The sequence below is a fragment of the Ruegeria sp. SCP11 genome, from assembly GCF_040329455.1.
Lineage (GTDB): Bacteria > Pseudomonadota > Alphaproteobacteria > Rhodobacterales > Rhodobacteraceae > Ruegeria > Ruegeria atlantica_E.
On the sequence record NZ_JBDZYG010000006.1, the window covers coordinates 112,596 to 135,359 of the forward strand.

At 59.9% G+C, this 22,764-nt stretch carries 20 protein-coding genes; 15 read left to right on the forward strand and 5 right to left on the reverse strand.

Annotated features, from left to right (window positions below):
- The first annotated feature begins 80 nt into the window (after positions 1–80).
- The 3 genes from ABLN94_RS11055 to ABLN94_RS11065 are packed head-to-tail and all read left to right on the forward strand — an operon-like array spanning position 81 to position 2,543.
- On the forward strand, positions 81–887 hold the full coding sequence (locus tag ABLN94_RS11055; RefSeq protein ID WP_352992355.1) for a thioesterase family protein: 807 nt from the start codon (positions 81–83) through the stop codon (positions 885–887).
- Between the two features lie 28 nt (positions 888–915).
- Positions 916–1,608 carry a DUF1007 family protein gene (locus tag ABLN94_RS11060; RefSeq protein WP_352992357.1) on the forward strand — a complete coding sequence of 231 codons (693 nt, stop codon included), beginning with the start codon at positions 916–918 and terminating at the stop codon, positions 1,606–1,608.
- Complete coding sequence (locus ABLN94_RS11065) at positions 1,593–2,543, forward strand: nickel/cobalt transporter (RefSeq protein ID WP_352992359.1); 951 nt, start codon at positions 1,593–1,595, stop codon at positions 2,541–2,543. Before ABLN94_RS11060 ends, ABLN94_RS11065 begins: the two co-directional genes overlap by 16 nt.
- Here the strand turns inward: ABLN94_RS11065 and truA are convergent.
- The gene (gene truA / locus ABLN94_RS11070; RefSeq protein ID WP_352992361.1) at positions 2,540–3,307 is read right to left on the reverse strand and encodes a tRNA pseudouridine(38-40) synthase TruA; all 768 of its coding nucleotides are present in this window, start codon (positions 3,305–3,307) and stop codon (positions 2,540–2,542) included. The genes ABLN94_RS11065 and truA overlap by 4 nt on opposite strands.
- Before the next feature lie 107 nt (positions 3,308–3,414).
- Here truA and ABLN94_RS11075 point away from each other — a divergent pair, with 107 nt between their 5' ends.
- From ABLN94_RS11075 to ABLN94_RS11120, 10 genes are all read left to right on the forward strand, one after another.
- Positions 3,415–4,827, forward strand: a complete 1,413-nt coding sequence (locus tag ABLN94_RS11075; RefSeq protein WP_352992363.1) for a YcjX family protein — start codon at positions 3,415–3,417, stop codon at positions 4,825–4,827.
- The gene (locus ABLN94_RS11080; protein ID WP_352992365.1) at positions 4,824–5,279 is read left to right on the forward strand and encodes a GNAT family N-acetyltransferase; all 456 of its coding nucleotides are present in this window, start codon (positions 4,824–4,826) and stop codon (positions 5,277–5,279) included. Before ABLN94_RS11075 ends, ABLN94_RS11080 begins: the two co-directional genes overlap by 4 nt.
- Entirely contained in the window at positions 5,272–6,261 is a 990-nt protein-coding gene (locus ABLN94_RS11085) for a YcjF family protein (protein WP_352992367.1), read from the forward strand. Before ABLN94_RS11080 ends, ABLN94_RS11085 begins: the two co-directional genes overlap by 8 nt.
- 54 nt (positions 6,262–6,315) lie before the next feature.
- Positions 6,316–7,026, forward strand: a complete 711-nt coding sequence (locus tag ABLN94_RS11090) for a VIT1/CCC1 transporter family protein (RefSeq protein ID WP_352992369.1) — start codon at positions 6,316–6,318, stop codon at positions 7,024–7,026.
- 117 nt (positions 7,027–7,143) lie between these two features.
- Complete coding sequence (locus ABLN94_RS11095; RefSeq protein WP_352992371.1) at positions 7,144–8,427, forward strand: SDR family oxidoreductase; 1,284 nt, start codon at positions 7,144–7,146, stop codon at positions 8,425–8,427.
- Positions 8,427–8,906 carry a DUF2269 family protein gene (locus ABLN94_RS11100; protein ID WP_352992617.1) on the forward strand — a complete coding sequence of 160 codons (480 nt, stop codon included), beginning with the start codon at positions 8,427–8,429 and terminating at the stop codon, positions 8,904–8,906. The genes ABLN94_RS11095 and ABLN94_RS11100 overlap by 1 nt, the downstream gene beginning before the upstream one ends.
- Before the next feature lie 96 nt (positions 8,907–9,002).
- Positions 9,003–11,702: a DUF2339 domain-containing protein gene (locus tag ABLN94_RS11105; protein ID WP_352992373.1), complete on the forward strand. Its 2,700-nt coding sequence runs from the start codon at positions 9,003–9,005 to the stop codon at positions 11,700–11,702.
- Positions 11,703–11,865: 163 nt separating this feature from the next.
- The gene (gene ileS / locus ABLN94_RS11110; RefSeq protein ID WP_352992375.1) at positions 11,866–14,778 is read left to right on the forward strand and encodes an isoleucine--tRNA ligase; all 2,913 of its coding nucleotides are present in this window, start codon (positions 11,866–11,868) and stop codon (positions 14,776–14,778) included.
- Positions 14,779–14,848: 70 nt separating this feature from the next.
- The gene (locus ABLN94_RS11115; RefSeq protein WP_352992377.1) at positions 14,849–15,304 is read left to right on the forward strand and encodes a methylated-DNA--[protein]-cysteine S-methyltransferase; all 456 of its coding nucleotides are present in this window, start codon (positions 14,849–14,851) and stop codon (positions 15,302–15,304) included.
- Between the two features lie 75 nt (positions 15,305–15,379).
- Positions 15,380–15,847 (forward strand): hypothetical protein, encoded by a 468-nt coding sequence (locus ABLN94_RS11120; RefSeq protein ID WP_170492505.1) that lies wholly within the window; start codon positions 15,380–15,382, stop codon positions 15,845–15,847.
- On the opposite strand, the gene ABLN94_RS11125 is transcribed toward ABLN94_RS11120, so the two are convergent.
- From ABLN94_RS11125 to fsa, 4 genes are all read right to left on the reverse strand, one after another.
- The gene (locus tag ABLN94_RS11125; RefSeq protein WP_352992379.1) at positions 15,832–16,545 is read right to left on the reverse strand and encodes a CDP-alcohol phosphatidyltransferase family protein; all 714 of its coding nucleotides are present in this window, start codon (positions 16,543–16,545) and stop codon (positions 15,832–15,834) included. The genes ABLN94_RS11120 and ABLN94_RS11125 overlap by 16 nt on opposite strands.
- 85 nt (positions 16,546–16,630) lie before the next feature.
- Positions 16,631–17,551: a tyrosine recombinase XerC gene (locus tag ABLN94_RS11130; protein WP_352992381.1), complete on the reverse strand. Its 921-nt coding sequence runs from the start codon at positions 17,549–17,551 to the stop codon at positions 16,631–16,633.
- The gene (locus tag ABLN94_RS11135; protein ID WP_352992383.1) at positions 17,548–18,255 is read right to left on the reverse strand and encodes a DUF484 family protein; all 708 of its coding nucleotides are present in this window, start codon (positions 18,253–18,255) and stop codon (positions 17,548–17,550) included. The genes ABLN94_RS11130 and ABLN94_RS11135 overlap by 4 nt, the downstream gene beginning before the upstream one ends.
- 197 nt (positions 18,256–18,452) lie before the next feature.
- On the reverse strand, positions 18,453–19,106 hold the full coding sequence (gene fsa / locus ABLN94_RS11140; protein ID WP_170492516.1) for a fructose-6-phosphate aldolase: 654 nt from the start codon (positions 19,104–19,106) through the stop codon (positions 18,453–18,455).
- Between the two features lie 91 nt (positions 19,107–19,197).
- Here fsa and ABLN94_RS11145 point away from each other — a divergent pair, with 91 nt between their 5' ends.
- Both ABLN94_RS11145 and ABLN94_RS11150 read left to right on the forward strand, forming a co-directional pair.
- Positions 19,198–21,393, forward strand: coding sequence for a primosomal protein N' (locus ABLN94_RS11145; RefSeq protein ID WP_352992384.1), 2,196 nt, complete (start codon positions 19,198–19,200; stop codon positions 21,391–21,393).
- 73 nt (positions 21,394–21,466) lie between these two features.
- On the forward strand, positions 21,467–22,699 hold the full coding sequence (locus ABLN94_RS11150; RefSeq protein ID WP_352992386.1) for an MFS transporter: 1,233 nt from the start codon (positions 21,467–21,469) through the stop codon (positions 22,697–22,699).
- Positions 22,700–22,764 lie beyond the last annotated feature (65 nt).

Genomic DNA, 22,764 nt, shown 5'->3' on the forward strand with positions numbered 1-22,764 from the left:
GAGAGCTAAGTCATTCTTCGCCGAAAGGTAAAGCCCGGTTGTCGGGCTGCGCGACCAGAAAACACTTTTTGAGGCAGTCCATGAACGGGACATACGACCTAAGCCAGCAGGCCTATTTTCATCTGCGCGAAGACGGTGCCTTTATCGGCAACGACCCAGCACGTGGGCCCTGGTCCGCCGATCACTGTCACGCGGGTCCGGTCAGTGGCCTGATCGTGCGCGCGGCGGAAACCGAGGTGGGTTCCGAGAAGATGTTGACGCGTTTGACTGTCGACTTGTTGCGACCGCTGCCGCTGGCCGGACTTCGCGTGGCGGCGGAAACCACGCGCCACACCAAGACCTTGGCGACCACACGGGTTACAGTTCACGATCTGGACGACACGCTCTGCGCCACCGCGACGACTATGCATCTGGCGCGTCGCGAGCTTGGTCCTGTTCCGAATGTATCAATCACCCCACCTCCGTTCGAAGGCGCAGTTGCCGGTGCATTTCCGATTGGGCTGACGCGTCACGATCTGCCGTGCTTCGCCCATTTTTGCGAGACCCTCTATGCTAAGGGCAGCGATCAGGGAGCAGGACCCAAAACAATCTGGGTGCGCACTCCGTCGCTGTTGGAAGCAGAGACGCAATCTCCGGTACAGGCGCTGTGCCCGTTGGCCGATTGCGGCAATGGCATTTCGTGGAACGCGCCAACCAATGAGATGGGCTTCATGAACACAGATCTGACCGTGCAGATTCATCGCGAGCCGGTCTCGGACTGGCTGGCTTCGGATTCGATCTGCCACTGGCAGCCATCGGGGATCGGGATGTCTCAGTCCGTGCTCTTTGACACCGAGGGGCCGGTCGCCACGGCCCTGCAAACGCTAATTCTGTTCCCGCCTTCATAATTTTGTGGCCGAATTCTGCGGACCTCTTTTGAAACGCATTGCCGCGCGCGGGCCGAGGCCCTATCTTCTGGCCATGCGCTGGATTGTGAGCCTTTTGACCTGTAGCCTGCCGATCCCGGCCTTGGCGCACCCGCATGTCTTCATTGACACTGGGTTGGAGTTCATCGTGGACGAGTCCGGCCACTTGACCCATGTAAGGGTGACTTGGGCCTATGACGAGCTTTACTCATTGTACACGCTTGAAGAACTGAAGCTGGATCAGGATTTCGACGGCAATCTGACCGAAAGCGAAGAGCAAGTCTTGTCCGGTTTCGATGCGCAATGGATCGAAGGCTACAACGGCGATCTGGTCGTATTTGCGGACGGCGCGCCGGTGACCTTGTCAGGTCCGATGGAGCCAACCGCAACAACCGAGGACGGGCGCATCGTCACCTCTCATCTGCGCGCGGTTGAGGGTGGTTCGATACCGGCCACGGCGCTGACGGCCAAGGCTTATGACGAAACCTTCTACATAGCTTATGAAGTGACCCGTCCGGTGAGGGTTTCGGGGCCTGTGTCCTGCCAGATCGACAGGGTTGATCCAGACATTGATGGGCAATTGGCCCAGATGCAGGCATTCCTGCTGACGCTGGATGCCGATTACGACCTTGAGGAAAACGATATCCCGCTGGTCGGGGAGAGCTTTGCGACCGAGATTTTCATTTCATGTCCAAATACCTGATTGTTCCAGTCGCTATCGCCATCGCTTTGCTGCTGTGGTTCTGGGGCAGCGGCGGGTTTGATAGTCTGGCTGCTTGGGCCGCAGGCGAGCAACGCGAATTTCAGAATCAGATCGCGCGTGCCTTGAGGGCGGCGCGGGCTGAACAGCCCGAGGCCGTCGCGACCCTGCTAACGGTTTGCTTTGCCTACGGGTTCTTTCACGCCATTGGTCCGGGTCACGGCAAGGTGCTGATCGGAGGCTACGGTCTGGGCCGTCGTGTCGCGTTCTGGCGACTGTCCGCGATAAGTGTGCTGTCCAGTCTGGGGCAGGCGGTGACGGCCATTGTATTGGTCTATGCCGGCGTTCTGGTCTTTCAGATGTCACGCGAAAGTTTAGTAGAGGCAACTGAACAGGTCATGGCCCCGATCAGCTATGGGGCTATTGCTGCAATTGGGTTGTGGTTGGTATTTCGGTCCATCCGAAGCTTTGCAAGACGACATCGCAGCGAAACCGAACATCACCACCATCATGATCGTCACCATCATCATGACCACGATCATCATGACCACGATCATCATGACCACGGTGTCTGTTCAGATTGTGGCCACCGCCACGGCCCCACTGCAGAGGAAGTGGCACAAGTTGGCAGTGTCCGAGAAGCCCTGCTGCTGATCGTGAGCATCGCCGCGCGCCCCTGCACCGGAGCACTGTTTGTTCTGATCCTGACATGGCAGATGGGTATTGCTGCGGTCGGCATTGCCGGAGCGTTCACGATGGCGCTGGGCACGGCGACAGTGACAACCCTAGTTGGATGGACCTCATTCGGGCTGCGCGGAGGGTTGCTGGCCTCGGCTTCGGCCACGCGGTTTGCCTCCGTGCTGGCTCCGACGATTGAATTGGTGGCAGGCCTTGTGGTCGTCGTGATCGCAAGCGGCTTGTTGATGCGCGCGATCTAGTCGAACACCGGGTCGGGGTAACCGACCCGCGCCAGATAAAGGCCCTGTGGCGGGCAAACCGGCCCACAGGCGGCACGGTCGCTGGCTTCCAAGGCGTCTCGCACATCTTCGGGCGTCCACGCACCTGCGCCGACACGCTCCAGCGTTCCGACGAAGCTGCGTACCTGATTGTGTAGGAATGACCGAGCGCGGACGTGGAAATGCACCTCGGGACCGGAAAAACCTTCTATCTGTTCGACGCGCAGTTCATCCAGCGTTTTGACCGGGCTGGCTGCCTGACAAATGGAGGAGCGGAAGGTGGTAAAGTCATGCCGGCCAATCAGCATATCCGCCCCGGCCTGCATGGCATCGACGTCGAGACGGTGATTGATCTGCCAGACTTGCCCGGCGTCATGGGTTGCAGGTGCCCGGCGCATCAGGATGCGGAACAGATACTGCCGTTCCAACGCGGAAAACCGCGCATGCCAGTCATCGTCTACCCTTGCTGCTTTCACAATGGCCACAGGCTGCGGCTTGAGGTGATAGTTCAGCGCCTCGGACAGGCGGAAAGGGTCCCACTCTTTGACCAGATCGCAATGAGCAACCTGTCCCAAGGCGTGAACCCCAGCATCGGTCCGACCCGCGGCGGCGATGGTGTGATCTCCGGGTTGTATACGCGACAGCGCCTGTTCGATTGCCCCCTGTACGGACGGCAATTCCTTCTGCCGCTGCCACCCGGCAAACGGCTCTCCTTGGTATTCGACTTTCAGCGCGTATCTAGGCATGGGCTGCTGGTAACGTGCCGCGCGAGAGGGGGCAAGAGCGTGAAAGCTCTGGCAAGTGCGGCGACCTCTACCTATCTTGAGCGAAACGAAAAAAGCGGGGCGACAGCTTGGTCATCTCATCCCTGGCAGACAGTCTTGTGCGCGGTGTCGAATCCGTGGGCGACCGCGTGTCCGAGACATTGTTTGAGCCGATCATACGTCTGGGCGTCACCGGCCTTGCGCGGTCGGGTAAAACGGTATTCATCACCTCGTTGGTTGCGAACCTTCTGGACCGGGGGCGTATGCCCGGATTGGTCGCGCAGCAGGAAGGGCGGATCAATTCGGTCTACCTGCAGCCACAGCCCGACGACACAGTGCCGAGGTTTGACTATGAGAACCATCTGTCTGCTTTGACCGGACCACAGCCGCATTGGCCGGACAGTACCCGCGCGGTGTCGGAACTGCGTCTGTCCTTTAAGGCGCGCCCGTCCGGACTGCTTTCAGGGCTGCAGGGTCCGCGAACCGTCCACCTGGATATCGTGGACTACCCCGGCGAATGGTTGCTGGATTTGGCCCTATTGGACAAATCTTATGAGGTCTGGTCCGCTGAAACTTTGCAACGCATCGCTGGACGCGCTGAGGCCGCCGCGTTTCTTCATTTGGCCAACAAGAGCGACCCGGCTGAAACGCATGATGAACCCAAAGCGCAGGCCCTAGCCAAGGAATTCGCATCTTATCTCGGCGCTGCGCGCGATGCCGGGTTCTATGACTGCACGCCGGGAAGATTCCTGTTACCGGGCGATTTGGCGGGGTCTCCGGTGCTAACCTTCGCGCCACTGAACGTGGAGGGGCACGCGCCCCGGCGAAGCTTGCACCGCGAAATGGCGCGGCGGTACGAGGCCTATAAGTCTCAGGTCGTAAAGCCGTTCTTTCGGGATCATTTCGCTCGGATCGACCGGCAGGTGGTTCTGGTCGACGCACTGGGCGCGATCCATAAAGGACCACAAGCGGTTGAGGATATGCGCCGTGCGATGGCCGATATCCTTTCGGCCTTCCGACCCGGGCGTAACGCGTGGCTCAGCCAGTTGCTGCTGGGCAAACGGGTTGAGCGTATTCTGTTCGCGGCGACCAAGGCCGATCACCTTCACCATACCCAACACCCGCGTCTGAGGCACATCATGGAGGCCCTGACCCGCGACGCCCGAGACCGTGCCAGCTTTGCCGGGGCGGAAACGGCGGCACTGTCTCTGGCCGCATTGCGCGCAACGACCGAGGAAATCCGCACCCACAACGGGACCGAACTGCCCTGTGTGCGTGGCACCCTGCTGGATGGCAAACAAGCGGCCTTCTATCCTGGAGACCTGCCCGACGATCCGGCCCACTTGCTGGGTCCGGCACGCAACGGGGCTGAAAGCTGGCTGGGTGCGGATTATGGGTTCATGGCCTTCGCGCCCGCCCATCTGACCCTGCGCCCCGGCGACGGCCCTCCCCACATTCGGCTGGATCGCGCCGCGCAGTTCTTGATCGGAGACCGCCTGTGACCGTGATCCTCCGCCCCGCCCGCAGCACAGATGCCGGTGCGACCGGAGAGATTTTGCACAGTTTCGCTCGTGAAAACGACTGGATGCCCGAGCTGCATTCCCAAGCTGAAACGATCGCCTTTTGTGGCCGGATGATTGATCTGGACTGGGTCACAGTTGCCGAAACTCAGGGAAGAGTCGTCGGGTTTCTGGCTTTGAACGGGGCCGAGGTTCATTCTCTGTACCTGAAGCAGGGATCGCGCGGGCAGGGGATTGGACAGCGGCTGTTGGAACACGCCAAGTCCGACAAGCCCTGTCTGTCTCTGTTCGCTTTTGAGGCCAATCACGGTGCGCGCAGGTTTTATGAGCGCAACGGATTTGCCGAAGTTGCCCGTAGCGATGGGGCGGAAAACGATGAAAACCTGCCAGACATCAAATATGTCTGGCAGCGCAAGGGGGCTGAAAATGGCTAAAGGTCCGGTTCTGATTGATCTTGATGATGAGGAGCCCGCCGCGGACGTGGCGGAAGCCCCTCCGGTTCCCGACATTGCGCAGCCGCAGGGACAGGCGATGCAAACTGCGGTGCGGCTGGCGGCGCGGAGACCCTCGGCCTTGTCGCGGTGGTTCTGGGGGCTGGCGCTGGCAGTGATTGGAGCGGTGGTTTCAGTTGCCGCGTGGGATTTTGTTAATTCGCTGTTGCTGCGAGCGCCAATACTGGGCTGGGTCGTTACCGGTTTAATGGCTGCATTCGTTTTTGTCCTGCTGGTCATTGCCGTGCGGGAACTGGCAGCCATTAGTCGACTGTCCCGCGTGGATGGTATGCGGCAGGCGGCTGATGCAGCGCTAGCCGAGGGTGATCTGGAGCAGGCTCGCACGGTCACAAAGCGCCTGATCGCGTTTTACAAAGGGCGCGACGAGACGCAATGGGGACGCGACCGACTGGCCGAACGGATGGGTGAGCAATTTGATGCCTCAACATTGATGACGCTGGCTGAGGATGAGTTATTAGCCCCTCTGGACGCTGCCGCCAGCCGTGAGGTTGAGGCCGCCGCCCGGCAGGTAGCGACAGTAACTGCACTGGTTCCGTTGGCGCTGGCGGATGTGGTGACGGCGCTGGCGTCCTCACTTCGGATGATCCGCAGGGTGGCCGAAATCTACGGAGGTCGTGCAGGTTTTCTGGGCAGTTGGCGACTGACCCGTGCTGTCTTTGTGCATCTCGTCGCAACCGGGGCCGTGGCCGTGGGAGATGATCTGCTGGAGCCGGTTTTGGGCGGATCGGTCCTCAGCAAGCTCTCCCGCAGGTTCGGTGAGGGGTTGGTGAATGGCGCGCTCAGCGCACGGGTGGGCGTGGCCGCGATGGAAGTCTGTCGACCGCTGCCGTTCTCGGACCGGCACAAACCCTCAACCCGCGGGATGATCAAACGCGCGCTCAGCGGCTTGTTTTCGAAAACTTGACCTAACGCAAAGCTTTCCTTCCTGCTGGGCTGCATAACAGTGCCGGAGCCAGCCATGACCGATCACGGACACAGCCAGCAGGAAATTGCCGCGCGGATCAATGCCCCGCCAGGGCGGGGGGTGCTGCGGGATATTGTATACGGTGGCATCGACGGGTCGGTTACCACGTTTGCCATTGTAGCCGGGGTCGCTGGGGCAGGATTGTCACCCTTCATCATCGTGGCGCTGGGGCTGGCCAATGTGCTGGCGGATGGATTTTCGATGGCGGCTGGGAACTATTCGGGTACCAAGGCCGAACTGGACAATATCCGCCGCATCCGCGCCATCGAAGAACGCCACATCTCTCAATACCCTGAAGGCGAACGCCGCGAAGTGCGCGAGATTTTGGCTCAGAAGGGTCTTTCAGGCCCGGTCTTGGAAGAGGCCACGGACGCCATCACTGCCAATCACGACAACTGGATCAACCTGATGATTGAGGGAGAATATGGTTTGGGTAGCGTTGATCCCCATCCGATCAAGGCTGCTGTTGCTACGTTTTTGGCCTTTCTCGTGGCCGGAATGGTGCCGCTGTTGCCGTTCCTGCTTTCGGTTGATCAGGCTTTTGCAGTTTCGGCCTGGATGACCATGGGGGTTTTCTTCGGCATCGGAGCCTTCAAAAGCCACTGGTCGCTGTCTCCGTGGTGGCGATCCGGGGGAGAGACGTTGGTGATTGGCGGTGCCGCGGCTCTTATAGCGTATCTTGTGGGCTCTCTTTTTCATCCATAGCGGCCGAGATTGTCGCAGTGCGTTACAATGGGCTGGTCTTTGTTTGGAGGGTCGTTAGGCTGGCGAAGATAGCTTAAAGTGATTGTGCGACTATTGCCGGTAGCAAATAAGAATATTTTGGTTTTAGGAGCTTATGGCTTTATCGGCTCCGCTGTCACCCAGTCGCTGAGGGCCAAGGGGGCGCAGGTTTCCGCCTTTGTACGCAGCAAGAAAACAGCGGCTCAGGTTTTGCCAGGTATCGTGCAAGTGCAAAGTGACTTGCGCGCCTGCTTGCGGCCTGAAGACTGGGACGACCTCCTGACAAGCATTGATTGTGTCGTGAACTGCGCGGGGGCGTTGCAGGATGGTCCGGCTGATGATCTTAACGCTGTCCACCACACTGCCATTTCGGCCTTGGGGCAGGCCTGCGCGCGCAAGGGCATAGCTGTCGTGCAGATATCAGCCATTGGTACCGCCTCTGATGCCGAAACGGATTTCATGCGCACCAAAGCGGCAGGGGACGAAGCGTTGCGGGCCTGTGGCGCACCACTTTGGATTCTCAAACCCGGCCTGGTTATCGGACAGTCAGACTATGGCGGTACGGCTTTGCTGCGGATGCTGGCGGCGGTGCCCTTTGTGCAGCCCATCGCGTATTCACAAGCGCCGGTTCAATGTGTGGGTATGTTGGACTTGTGCGATGCCGTGGCCGAAGCCGTCGCTGGGAATTTACCTCAAGGCAGCTATGATTTGGTCGAGGAAACGCCCATGCCGTTGTCCGGAGTTCTATCGGAAACGCGTCGCTGGCTTGGATTTCCAACGGCGCGGATGACACTGAACGTGCCTGTTTGGGGAACGCGCCTGATATCGCGCTGTGCGGATGCTTTAGGGCATTTAGGCTGGCGCTCGCCCTTGCGAAGCAACGCTATGATTATCATGGCCAGCGGAGTTGTTGGAAACCCAGAGCCCTATCGCTCCGCAACGGGCCGGTCGATGGCGCCCTTGCGCCAAGTCTATGCAAGCCTGGCCAGTTCTCGTGAACACAGGCTAAGCGCACGTATGTCCCTGTTGATGCCACTGGTCGTTACAGTTTTGTGCCTGTTTTGGCTGCTATCCGGTCTGTTCGGACTACTTGGCCTGCCTCAGGCCGTGGAGGTTCTGACAAACGTTGGCTGGGGCGCAGAACTGGCGAAATTGAGCGTTGTGTTTTGGTCGGTGGTGGATATCACGCTGGGGCTTGTGATCCTGTGGCGCCCTTGGGCCGTGCGCGCTTGTGTTGCCCAATTTGCCGTCGCGCTGTTTTACCTGATAGCTGCCAGCCTTACCCTTCCCGCCCTGTGGTTGGACCCATTCGGCCCTCTCACCAAAATCCTGCCGGCAATGATGCTGTCACTTGTTGCCTGGCCAATGGTGGAGAAACGATGATGGACCCGGACCTGATCTTGCGGTGGTTGCACGTTATCGGAGCGTGCGTTCTACTTGGTACCGGTGCCGGAATCGCGTTTTTCATGCTTACCGCGCACCGCAGGGGCGATGCCAGGTTCATCGCGCAGACCGCCGGAACCGTGGTGCTCGCCGATCTGGTATTCACTACTACAGCAGTAATCGCGCAGCCAGTGACTGGAAGCCTGCTGGCCTGGCGCTTGGGCTGGCCGCTGACCGAGGGCTGGCTTCTGACTTCTCTGGCGTTGTATGCGATCACCGGGTTGTTCTGGTTGCCGGTTGTCTGGATACAGATCCAAATGCGTGGGCTGGCGCAGGCGGCGGCTGAGACAGCTGAACCGCTGCCGCATTCCTATTACCGACTGTTTCGCATCTGGTTCGCTTGTGGGGTTCCTGCCTTTGCCGCGGTGTTGGCCATTGTCTGGTTGATGATCGCGCGGCCGACGATAGCTTGGAGCTAGCCTTTGGGTCATTGATCCTCGAAATCTATGAGATTTCTGACTGTTGCTGGGTGATCAGCTCGGGTAGCCTGACAGTGCAACCACTCGGAGAGCCCTTTGGAATCGCTGCTTGTTCTTGTCGGATTGATCGTGCTGGCCATTCCGGTGACCATCGTTGTCCTGCTGGTCAGTCAGACGCGCCTACGACGACGTGTTGAGCATTTGGAACAGCAAATCCTCTCACTTGGAGGGGCGGCCGCCGAAACGCGCGCAGAGGCGCCGAGACCTGAGTTGCGCAAGCCTACCAAAAAACCGGAAAAGGCTCCAAAGCCTGCGCCTTGGAGCGCCGCCAAAGCTCAATCACCCAAGCCGCCAACCGAGGACACAATACCAGCCGCCGTGGTGTTCCGTGAAGAACGCTTTGCGGCTCTGACGGACTGGCTGCGCGAGAACTGGTTCTACGCAGTATCGGCCCTGTCGCTCGCTCTGGCGGGGATTTTTTTGGTACAGTACGGCGTGGAAAGCGGGTTGCTGCCTCCGACCGCGCGGGTGATTGCAGCGCTGCTGTTCGGCGCAGCCATGATTGTCGCGGGCGAGGTCATTCGACGCAAATACGGCGACGACGAAACCTCTGCCACGGCCTATCTGCCGTCGGTGTTTTCCGGAGCTGGGCTGGTTACGCTGTTCGGCGGAATTTTGGCCGCCCGGCAGCTCTATGGCCTGATCGGCCCCGAAGCCGCGTTGGCCGCTATGGTCCTCGTCGCGTTGGTGGGACTTGTACTGGGATGGTTTCACGGTCCCTTGCTGGCTGCGGTCGGGTTAATCGGAGCGTTTGCGGCCCCGTTTGTTGTAGGTGGCACCTCGGAAAACCCGGCTTGGCTTTATGCCTATTTCTTCGTGGTTGCCGTATTGGGGTTGGGAATCGACACGGTGCGGCGCTGGGCCTGGATTTCGGTTCTAACCTTGTTCGGTGCGTATTCCGCCTGCCTGTTGCTGGTGCTGTCCTCGCCGATCAGCGAGCCCGAGTACCTGGTTTGTGTCATGGCTCTGGCCGTGGCTGCCATTGCTATTCCCGTCCGGCGCATCTGGCCCGGTCATGACGGACCGATGATTACGTCGATCATCTGGCGCAAAAAGGGTGACGTCTGGCCGGAATTTCCGACACGGATAGCCTTCGCTGCGGTGGCCGTCAGTACCGCGATTGTCTCGGTGCATTGGGCGGACAGTTCCGGTGAATTCTGGCTGGGTGTTGCCCTACTGTCGGGGCTGACGCTGGGGTTGATGGTGTGGGGCGAGCGAGCCGAAGCCTTGCAGGATGCGATTGTGCTGCCCGCGCTTGGGCTTATCTGGTTCGTGCTGGTGCATGGCTGGGACAACGGCGCTGTGCTGCGTGCATTTGCCGAGACCTATGCCGAAACACCCGAGGCGGATTACCCGTGGGTGGTCACAATTCTCACCGCTCTAGGCGCGTTGATTTCGATCACTGCGGCCTGGCGGTCGATGCGCGCGCAGTCCTATGCAGAAATCTGGGCCGGAGCGGCCGCCGTTTTTGCGCCCGCGCTAGCCATCGCGCTTGAGATCGGTTGGCATCCGGCAAGGGTCATCGGAGCGTATCCTTGGGCCCTGCACGCCATTGCGCTGGGCGTGCTGATGGTTGTCCTTGCTGAACGGTTCGCGCGCGTCGATGGCGACAACCGGATGCGCCCGGCTCTGGCTACGCTGTCTGCATTGTCGTGCCTGACATTTGCCTGTGTCATCGTGCTGAGCTCGGCGGCACTAACCATCGCTCTGGTCGTCATGGTGGTGGTCGCGGCGGCGTTGGACCGCAAGTTTAACTTGCCGCCGATGAGCTGGTTCATCTGGGCGGGCGTTTTCACAATCACAGTGCGGTTGGTGCTGAACCCTGGGTTAGATTGGGCAAGCACCGCTCCGGTGGTTGAAATGGCGCTGGTTTACAGTGTAGGCACGTCGGGTTTCCTGATCGGATGGGTGCTACTGAAACCGCTGGACCGTCCCTTGGCGATCCTGCTGCTGGAGAGTGCGGCTTGGGCGACGGGGGGCATATTGCTGTCCCTGTTGCTGGAACGTTGGCTGCAGAGCTTTGGCGAAGGCAATGCCACCGACAGTCATTGGGGACTTGGCCTGCTGGCCGTCATTTGGTTGTTGCTGGCCTTCGCGCAGGTTCAACGCTTCGAATTGGGCGGCAAACTGAACTACGCGCGTTACGTGCTGGCTGTGTTTTTTGCCGGTCATGGGCTTTTACGGTTGGTGCAGGCGCTGGTGGAAGCGAACCCGCTGCTCAGCACTGTTGCGCCGCCGGTTCTGGGTCCGCCCGTGTTGAACACGCTGGCGGTTGCCTATCTGCTGCCAGCTCTGGCCATCGGGTTCTCAGTCTGGCGGTTTCACGCAACGCCGCTCTGGCTGCGGCGCGTCAGCTATGGGCTGAGCGCCGGGTTGGCAGCTTTATGGTTGGGGATGATGATCCGTCATGTCTGGCAAGGAGCTGAAGGGATGTATGAGGGCAACGGCGTGACCCAGTCTGAACTTTACACTTACACCATGGCTCTGCTGGTAATCGGGGCGACGTTGTTCTACCAATCGCTGGCGCGCCGATCCGACCTGATGCGCAAGGCGGGTCTGGTGGTGATCGGGCTGGCCGTGGCCAAGGTGTTTCTGATCGACATTGCAGGGCTGGGTGGCCTGATCCGCGTGTTCTCATTACTGGCTTTGGGGCTGGCACTGGCCGGTCTGGCGTGGCTCAACCGCTGGGCCAAGCTGCGCCAATCGCCGCAGCAGGCGGAACCTCTGGACCATTAGGCGCGGGCGTCCTATAAGCCCGCCATGCATGACCGTATGGCCATCATTATTCGAATTATATCCCCGGCGCTCTGACCTCCTGAGACGCCGGGCAAAGGTGTTTGAGACCTCGCACCGACCGCTTCGATCCTAGTACGACCAGATCATCCAAAGGACGCCCCCAATGTGCGCCGACACGATCCAGACACCTGATTACAAAGACACGCTGAACCTGCCCAAAACCGACTTCCCCATGCGCGCCGGCCTGCCCAAGCGCGAGCCTGCATGGCTGGAACGTTGGGAGACCATCGGCGTTTATGACCGCCTGCGCGAGAAAGAGGGCCGCACACCCTTTACCCTGCACGATGGCCCTCCCTACGCGAACGGCCACCTGCATATCGGTCACGCGCTGAACAAGACGATCAAGGACATGATCGTGCGCAGCCATCAGATGATGGGTTTTGACGCGCGCTATGTGCCCGGCTGGGACTGTCACGGCCTGCCGATCGAATGGAAGATTGAGGAACAATACCGCAAAAAGGGCAAGAACAAAGACGAGGTGAACGTCGTCGATTTCCGTCAGGAATGCCGCAAATTCGCCGAGGGCTGGATCGACATCCAGCGTGAAGAGTTCAAGCGTCTGGGCATCACCGGCAACTGGGCCGATCCCTACATCACGATGGACTATCACGCCGAGGCCGTGATCGCCGACGAGTTCATGAAGTTCCTGATGAACGGCACGCTCTATCAGGGCTCGAAGCCGGTGATGTGGTCGCCTATCGAGAAAACCGCGCTGGCCGAAGCCGAGGTCGAATATCACGACAAGGAAAGCTTCACCATCTGGGTGAAGTTCAAGGTCGTGAATGCGGGCGATCTGGATGGCGCTTGTGTGGTGATCTGGACGACAACTCCCTGGACCATGCCGTCGAACAAGGCGGTCGTGTACGGCAAGGATATCTCTTACGGTCTCTACGAAGTCACCGGCACGCCGGATGAATGCTGGGCCAATGTGGGTGACAAGTTCCTGCTGGCCGACAATCTGGCCGCCGACGTGCTGGGTCGTGCACGCCTGAACGATGACCAGTGGACCCGCGTTCGTGACGTCACCACAGCGGAACTGGAAGGCGTTCAACTAATGCACCCGCTGGCCGGGGCAGAGGGCGGCAATGGCGAGTGGGACGATATCCGCGACTTCCGTGCCGCTGAGTTTGTGACCGATACCGAAGGTACCGGCTTCGTCCACTGCGCGCCTTCCCACGGTATGGAAGAATTCGAGCTGTATCGCGATCTGGGCATGCTTGAGCAGGTTATCACCTACAACGTGATGGACGATGGCTCGTTCCGCGCCGATCTGCCGTTCTTTGGCGGCAAATACATCCTGTCGCGCAAGGGCGGTGAGGGTGACGCGAACAAGGCCGTGATCGACAAGCTGGTCGAAGTCGGGGGTCTGCTGGCGCGCGGCAAGATCAAGCACAGCTATCCGCATTCGTGGCGCTCGAAGGCGCCGATCATCTACCGGAACACGCCGCAGTGGTTTGCGTCCGTTGATCGCAAGCTGGACGATGGCATGGGGGAGATGGGCGACACCATCCGAGAGCGCGCCCTACGCTCGATCGACGAGTTGGTGAAGTGGACGCCGCAAACCGGTCGCAACCGCCTGTATTCGATGATCGAAGCGCGCCCGGATTGGGTTCTTTCGCGCCAGCGCGCCTGGGGCGTGCCGCTGACCTGCTTTACCAAGAAAGGCGCTCTACCCACCGACGCGGACTATCTGCTGCGCAACGAAGACCTGAATGCGCGCATCAAAGCGGCGTTTGAGAAAGACGGCGCGGACATCTGGTACGCCGACGGCTTCAAAGAGAAGATTCTCGACGGCATCGCCAACCCCGAGGACTACGATCAGGTATTCGACGTGCTGGACGTGTGGTTCGACTCGGGCTCGACCCACGCCTTCGTTCTGCGTGACCGCGAGGACGGCACCGAGGACGGCATCGCCGATGTCTATATGGAAGGAACCGACCAGCACCGCGGGTGGTTCCATTCCTCGATGCTGCAGGCCTGCGGCACCAAGGGCCGTGCGCCTTATCGCAACGTAGTGACCCATGGCTTCACGCTGGATGCCAAGGGCAACAAGATGTCCAAATCTCTGGGCAACACCATTGTGCCGGAAGAGGTCGTCAAGCAATACGGTGCCGATATTCTGCGCCTTTGGGTGGCTCAGACCGACTACACGGCTGACCAGCGGATCGGGCCTGAGATCCTGAAAGGCACCGCCGACAGCTATCGCCGCCTGCGCAATACTATGCGGTTCATGCTGGGGTCATTGGCTGACTTTACCGAGGCCGACCGCGTCGCGCCCGAGGATATGCCGCGTCTGGAACGCTGGGTTCTCAGCCGTCTCGCCGATCTGGATGAGCAGGTGCGCAAGGGCTACGCCTCTTTCGACTTCCAAGGTGTGTTCAGTGCCGTGTTCACCTTTGCCACGGTCGATCTGTCGTCCTTCTACTTCGACGTCCGCAAGGACGCGCTCTATTGCGATGGCGACAGCCTGCGCCGTCGAGCGGTCCGTACCGTGCTGGACATCCTGTTCCACCGCCTGACCACCTGGCTGGCCCCGGTTCTGGTCTTCACGATGGAAGAGGTCTGGCTGGAGCGGTTCCCAGGTAATGACACTTCGGTCCATCTGATGGACTTCCCGGACACGCCCGCCGACTGGCGCGACGGTGAATTGGAAGCCAACATGGCCAAAGTCCGCCGCGTCCGCCGTGCCGTGACCGCCGCGCTTGAGGTGCAGCGTCAGGACAAGGTGATTGGTTCCAGCCTCGAAGCGGCACCGATTGTATTTGTCGAAGACGGTGACACTCGCGATCTGCTGGCAACCTTCGACGTGGATGACATGTGCATCACGTCCGGTCTGACCGTCACCGGCGACCCGGCCCCGGCCGAGGCGTTCCGTGTGCCGGAGATCGAAGGTGTCGCGGTGGTGTTCGAAAAGGCCGAGGGCGAAAAGTGCCAGCGATGCTGGAAAATCCTGCCCGATGTGGGCCGCCACGCCCACGAAGGCGTCTGCGGACGTTGCGACGAGGCGCTAAGCTAAGATCAGACCCCCGGTCACCAGCCGGGGGTTTTTCGTTGCAGCGGATGAGGCAATCTGAAACGCTGCGCCTATGCCGATGATTACCGTTGAAACCCAGTTTGGCCGCTTAGGTGTCGAAGAAACCGACGGTGCCATCACGCGCCTTGTGTGGGATGGCCGGAACGAGGGGCCTAAGACGCCTTTGCTGCAAGAGGCCGCGGCCCAATTGGCGGCCTATGACAAGGGGCGGCTTGAGCGGTTTGATCTGCCCTATCACGTCGCCGGGTCTGATTTTCAATGCCAGGTTTGTGACCTGATGTTTGCTATCCCGCTGGGCGAAACCCGCACCTATGGCGACATCGCCAAAGAACTGGGGCAGCCGCCTCAGCCCGTTGGGCAAGCCTGCGGAGCAAACCCGATTCCGGTGATCATCCCCTGTCATCGGGTGCTATCTGCGAACGGTTTGGGTGGGTTTTCCGGGGACGGCGGGATTGAGACCAAGGTTGCCCTTTTGCGCCACGAACGGGCGGCGGGCTTGCTGATCTGAAGTCTGAATTCTGTTGCAATCCGGCCAGTTGAGGCTCAATTTGTATCAGATAGAGAATTCAAAGGATCGCATTGCATGACCGCCCAAACAGACCCGGCCGCCCGCAAAAAGGCCATTATTGACCGACTGATGTCACTGGAAGAGCAGGAATTGGCGACCGCGCAGGCGCATTACGATGCGTTTCTGAAGGATTCTCAGTTGGATGATCGCGAAGGGCACGACAAGGATGACATCGCCTCCTCGCGCGAGAATGCGGATCTGGCGGCAGCCTTTGATGCTCCGGTTCATGCGCATCACGCCAAGATCGACGTGATCGAAAATACGGATTTCAGCGTCACTGATACCGTGCAGCCGGGCGCAGTGGTCAAGTTCAACAACCGGCGATTTGTCGTTTGCGTGTCGACCACGCGGTTCGATGTGGACGGAAAGACCTATATGGGCATATCAACCCAGAGCCCGATCTACCTGGCCATGGTAGGCCTGCAAGAGGGTGACGTGTTCACACACAACGGCACCGAGTTCGAGGTTCAGGAAGTCTTGTAGTTCGCGCTTTTGCGCTGCGGAATGATCTGTTGCGCAATCCCTGCGAATACTAGGTACAGGCTGGTGACTACCAAGCCCCAATGCGCCCAGCTTTCCGGATGGAAATCGACCCAGGCCGCCCAACCGGCAAAGAAAGTCCATGCGAACGCGATAGGCAACGAGACCGAGCGCCAACGTTCGGTCCGTACCGGGTGAATGAATTTCAGCGGCAGGAACATCGCCAGCGACAGCAGCGACACCAGCACCAGGATAATCCAGAAATTGGGCTCTAGCGCGAAGACGACGATGACGAACATATTCCAGCATCCAGGGAAACCCGAGAAGGAATTGTCCTTTGTTTTCATGCGTGTGTCGGCGAAATACATTGCGCTGGCAAAGGTGATGACGATGATCGCGAACCATCCGGTCCAACCGTCCATCAAACCGGATTTGAACAGAGCGAAGGCCGGAATGAACACATAGGTCAGGTAGTCGATGATCAGATCCAGAAGCACCCCGTCGAACTCGGGCGCGTTCTTCTTGACGTGGTAGTGCCGAGCCAAGGGGCCGTCGATGCCGTCCACGATGAACGAAACCACCAACCACAGGTACATCAGGCTCCACTTTTCCTCGACTGCGGCAAGCATGGCCAGCATGGCAAAAACGGCGCCAGTGGCCGTGAAAAGATGAACGGAAAGTGCTTTGAATCTGAGTGTCATGCAGGTGTCATGGACGATGCGTTCAGCAGATGCAAACCAAAAGCCAAACTTCGGTGAATGCCTGACGTCACGATGCGGTGCGACCTCAGGCTTTGGGATGGGCGCGGTTGTAGACCTCCATCAATCGCGCTGTATCCACGGCCGTGTAAGTCTGCGTGGTCGAAAGCGAAGCGTGCCCCAGAAGTTCCTGAATGGAGCGCAGGTCGCCCCCGGCGGACAGAAGATGGGTTGCAAAGCTGTGCCGCATCGCGTGCGGTGTGGCCGTCGCTGGCAGGCCAAGCTGCATGCGCGCCTTGGCCACTACCTCTTGAATTGCGCGCGGGTTCAGTGGGCCGCCGCGTACACCGCGAAACAGGGCTTTGTCTTTGGCCTGTGGGTGCGGGCAAAGCTGTAGGTAGCGATCCACCGCAGTGCGGGCGGCGGGTAGGACGGGAACGATTCGCTCTTTGTCGCCTTTGCCGATGATGCGCAGGGTTTCAGGCAGCGGCGCGTCTGCGCCGGTGAGAGAAAGCGCCTCGGAAATCCGCAGCCCACAGCCGTAAAGCAGTGTGACCACGGCGACGTCGCGGGCAGAGACCCAATCACTGGTCGATTGCAGTTCGACCGTTTCGATCATCGCACGTGCAGCGTCTTTGGCCAGCGGACGCGGCAGTTTCTTGGTGAATTTCGGCGCGCGGGTGGACAGAACGGCGGTAGGCTCGAACCCTTCACGTTCAGACAGCCAACGATAGAAGCTTTTGACGGCCGAGAGTTTGCGGGCCAGTGACCGAGCGCCGACACCAGACGCGCGCTGATCAGCCATCCACGCACGCATGTCCGAGACCGTGATCCGTGCGAGGGCGGCCAGCCCCTGCCGCTCGCTGTGGTGTAGGGTCATGAACGAAAGAAAATCGGTGACGTCGCCACGATAGGCAGTCTGTGTGTTTTCGGATCGCCCGGCCAAAGCCCCCAGACTGTCCAGCCAATGCTGCAACGCATCGCGGCAGGCTGGAGAAATCAAACTCACGACAGCCAGTGGCGCATCGAGCGTTCAAACACGCCTGCAAAGAAAGCCAGCAGATCCGTACCCAGTTGTGGGGTAAAGTGGTTCGCGTCTTTGGCGCCCATAACGATCATACCGGGCAGGCGACCTTCACCCAGATTCAGCTTCAGACAGGCTTCTGAGCGAAGCTGGCCAGCCATGGGACCGAATATTGTTGGATTAGGGTGCCGAACCGACCGTAAAACCACTTCGCGCGCGGGTCCGCCGCGATCCTTGCTAAGATATGCGTCAATCGCACCAGGTTCGACCACGGTCAGCACACCGCCCAGTTTCTCGATGGTGTGATCTTCCTGTATGACGGTCGTTTCGAGAACCAGAGTGATGTAATCAACGCGCAGAATCTCAGTTACTTCATTGCCAAGAGTGCGCAGAAAGTCTTCGAACTCAACCGGTTCCAGCAAGCGTAGGATGGCGCGGTGCACCTGGTTTGTGCCCGCGAGGTTTTCATAGGCCGCGGCGATGACGGAGCGGTGGGTGTCTTCGAGGCGATCCAGGCGCTCCTCAAGCCGTTGCATGGCGATGCCGCGCAGGTCAATGACGTTGTCACCGCGCGCCTGTTCGTTGGCGGTCACCAGCGCCTGCATCAGATCCTTGTCGTCCAGCACGGCGTCTGGTTCGGCCAGAATCGCGGCGCGGAGATTATCCTTGAGTTTGGTGTTGCTGCTCATGTCCCGTCCGGTCTTTTTTTGTTGAGCGGCTTATAACACGGCATGCCGGATTTGCCTTGGGAAAAATGCAAGTAAAAGTGGATTTAACGTAAGGATGTGTCGGAAAGGCTCCCGCCTGTAATAGCCTGATCAGTGGATCAGGTTTAGCAGTTGGGCGGGGCGCGGCGCCTGACGACGCCGCGCGGTTGTACAAACTATCAGAGGATTTTCTGACCTGTCTTAGCCCAGTCGGCCAAGAAGGTTTCCAAGCCTTTGTCGGTCAGCGGGTGATCCGCCAGTTTCTTGATCACGGCCGGAGGGGCGGTGATCACGTCGGCGCCGATGCGGGCGCTGTCGGTCACGTGGTTCACGGAACGGATCGAGGCAGCGAGGATTTCAGTCTCGAACCCGTAATTGTCATAGACCTGACGGATATCGGCGATAAGGTCCATGCCGTCGAGATTGATGTCGTCCAGGCGGCCGATGAAGGGCGAGATGAAAGTGGCGCCTGCCTTGGCGGCCAGAATTGCCTGATTGGTCGAGAAGCAGAGGGTCACGTTGACCATTTGGCCTTCGTCGGTCAGGGTTTTACAGGCTTTCAGACCGGCCCAAGTCAGCGGTACTTTGACCGCGATATTCGGCGCGATCTTTGCCAGCTTGCGGCCTTCGGCAATCATGTCGTCGGCTTCGGTGGCGACAACTTCGGCCGAAACGGGGCCGTCAACCAGATCACAGATCTCTTTAGTCACTTCCAGAATGTCGCGACCGGATTTCAGGATTAGCGAGGGGTTGGTGGTCACACCGTCCACCATGCCCAGATCGTTCAGTTCGGCGATGGCGTCGATCTCGGCGGTGTCTACGAAGAATTTCATGCGGGCAGTCCTTTGATGGGTTGGCCTTGGTCGCGGATGCCTTTACCTCAAAGAGACCCATGCTGAAACCCCCCCGGCCCAAGGATATGCGGTGAGCACTCAGGAGTATTTTGACCACGGAGAGCTGGTGGCAGTGCTGACCACACAGCCTCTGGACCGGACGCTGGACTACAAGGCGCCCGAAGGTGGGTGTTTTTGGGGGGCGTTTGTCGAAGTGCCATTGGGTCCGCGCAAAGTGCTGGGTGTGGTTTGGGGGCCGGGGCAGGGTGGATTTGACCTAAGCAAGGCACGGTCTGTGATCCGGGTGCTTGAGGTCGCGCCGATGCGCGAAGAGATGCGGGTGTTCTTGGGGAAGGTGGCCGATTACACGCTGACGCCGATGCCTGCCATGCTGCGGCTGGCAACGCGCGCGCCGGGGCTGGGCGACCCACCGTCGATGCGCAAGATCTACCGCCTTGGGGATGGCGAGCCAGACCGGATGACCGATGCGCGGGCGCGTGTGTTGGAGGTCTTGCGGGACTACTGCGGTTTGGCCTTTACGTTAAAAGAACTGGCCGAGCAGGCGGGCGTGACTTCGTCGGTCGTGAAAGGGCTGGTGAAACAGGGTGCGGTGCGGGAGGAGGACAGCCCCCGCGATCTGCCTTATCCGCATCTGGACCCGGACCTGCCGGGTAAATCGTTGACCGAGGATCAGGCGGCTGCGGTTGCGAATCTGCGAGCGGGTCAGCGAACGGCGAATTACGGCACGACGTTGCTGAAGGGCGTGACCGGGTCGGGCAAGACTGAGGTCTATCTGGAGGCCGTGGCCGAGGCGTTGCGGATGGGGCGGCAGGCTTTGGTGCTGCTTCCCGAGATTGCTCTGACAGCTGAGTTCCTGACCCGCGTCGAGGCGCGGTTTGGTGCGCGGCCTGCCGAATGGCACTCGGGCGCCACCATGACCGAACGCCGTCGGGTCTGGCGAATGGTCGGGCAGGGGGATGCGCAACTGGTGGTCGGCGCACGGTCGGCTCTGTTTCTGCCATTCCGTGACCTGGGGCTAGTGGTGGTCGATGAGGAACACGACACCTCGTATAAACAGGAAGACGGCGTGCATTACAGCGCCCGCGACATGGCGGTTCTGCGGTCGGCCATTTGCGGCGCGCGGGTGGTTCTGGCCAGCGCCACGCCCTCGTTGGAAAGTTGGGCCAATGCCGAGGCGGGCAAGTATGAACGCCTCGATTTGACCTCGCGCTTTGGGGCGGCGGTGCTGCCCGAAATAAAACCCATCGACATGCGGGCCGAGCAAATGCAGTCGGGGACGTGGATTTCTCCGTCCCTGCGGCAAGCGGTGCGTCAGCGGATCGAACGGGGCGAGCAATCATTGCTGTTCATAAACCGCCGTGGTTACGCGCCGGTGACGTTGTGCCGAGCGTGTGGCGAGCAGATCGCTTGTGACCATTGCGATGCTCGGATGGTTGAGCATCGCTTTCTGAAGCGTCTGATGTGTCACCAATGTGGTGAGACTAAACCGATGCCCGACGCCTGCCCCTCCTGTGGGGTTGAGGGCAAGCTGGCTCCGGTCGGGCCGGGCATCGAACGGCTGGCGGAAGAGGCGGAAGCGACCTTTCCCGAGGCTAAGATCGCCATGCTGAGTTCTGATCTGTTCGGTTCGGCGCGCGCGTTGAAAGCCAAGATCGAGGAGATTGCTGAGGGTGATGCTGATATAGTCATCGGCACGCAACTTGTGGCCAAGGGGCATAACTTTCCCAAACTGACTTTGGTTGGCGTTATCGACGCGGACCTCAGCCTGCATGGGGCCGACCTGCGCGCGGCCGAGCGGACGTTTCAGTTGATGCGGCAGGTTGCAGGACGGGCGGGTCGCGCGGACAAGCCGGGGCAAGCTTTGTTGCAGACCTTTCAACCGGAACACCCTGTAATCCGCGCCATTCTTTCGGGTGACGAAGAAGGCTTTTGGAAAGCCGAAGCCGCAGGGCGGCAGGCGGCGGGAGTGCCTCCCTACGGCCGCATGGCCGGGATCGTACTGTCCGGCCCAGAAGTGGGGCCGGTTTTTGACATTGGCAATGCAATGGCGCGGAACGATGTGCCTCTGCGCGAGATCGGCGCGCAGGTTTTCGGTCCTGCACCAGCGCCGATTGCCCGCATTCGGGGCCGATACAGGGTGCGCCTGTTGGTGAAAGCTCCCAAAGGCGCGCCTATTCAGGACGCTATCGCTTGTTGGATTGCTCCTCTGCGCCTGAAAGGGGACATCCGCTTGACCGTCGATATCGATCCGCAGAGCTTTTACTGACTCTGCACCAGCGCAGAGCGGTTGTGCACCAACCCTCTCGCCAAACCGTCAAAATGGGCGTAGAGGGAGTCCCATGCTGAAACCCATGCCGCTCTCCGAGGCGCAGAGCCTTCCGTTCTGGCGCCGCCCCATCACGCTCTTGTTCATGATGGCGCTGACCATGCCCATTGCGTTCAACGGGTGGAGCGCGCTGCTGAACAATTTTGTCATCGAGGTGGCGAATTTCGACGGCGCAGATATCGGGCTTCTACATACAGTGCGCGAGATACCGGGGTTTCTAGCCATTGGTGTGATCGCGGTGATCATTTTTATCCGCGAGCAGGTCTTGGCGATGATCTCGCTGATGATGCTGGGCGTGGCAACGGCGGTGACGGCATGGTTCCCCAGCCTGGGTGGGTTGCTGTTTGTGACGTTGTTCAGTTCGATTGGCTTTCACTACTACGAAACGGTCAACCAGTCGCTGCAACTGCAATGGCTGCCCAAGGATCGCGCGCCCCAGATTCTGGGGTGGCTGGTCGCTATGGGGTCGGCAGCGACGGCGGTGGTATACGGCCTGATTGTGCTGACCTGGGACCGGTTTGATCTGTCTTATAACTTCGTTTTCATGGCTGCAGGCGGGGTAACGGCTCTGCTGGCGTTGTTCTGCCTGTTCGCCTATCCGCAGTTCGACGCGCCCACGCCGCAAACCAAGAAGCTGATCCTGCGCAAACGCTATTGGCTGTATTACGCACTGCAGTTCATGGCCGGGGCCCGACGGCAGATTTTTGTCGTCTTCGCGGGCTTCATGATGGTCGAGAAATTCGGCTTTGAGGTCCACGAGCTGACCAGCCTCTACCTGATCAACCTGATGATCAACATGGCCGCTGCGCCTATGCTGGGCAAAGCCGTGGCCAAGTTCGGTGAGCGCCGCACGCTGATCTTTGAATATACCGGTCTGGCCATCGTCTTCGCAGCCTACGGGGGCATCTACTGGTTCGGCTGGGGTGTTCTGCTGGCTGCGATCCTCTATGTGATCGACCATGTGCTGTTTGCTCTGGCGCTGGCCCTGAAGACATATTTCCAAAAGATCGCTGACCCGGCAGACATAGCCCCCACAGCCGCAGTGGCCTTCACCATCAACCACATCGCAGCCGTGTTCCTGCCTGCTCTGCTGGGCCTGCTTTGGGTCGTGTCGCCCGGCGCGGTCTTCGGTCTGGCAGCTGCGATGGCAATGGTTTCTCTGGCTCTGTCGATGCTGATCCCGCGCCATCCAGAGGCGGGTAACGAAACCATCTTGTCGAAATACGCCCCGGCACCTGCAGAATAATCGCCAGAGCTTGACCTTGGCGGGTCCACGCCCTAGGCGCTGTCTCAACTGAGACAGGAGGCCCC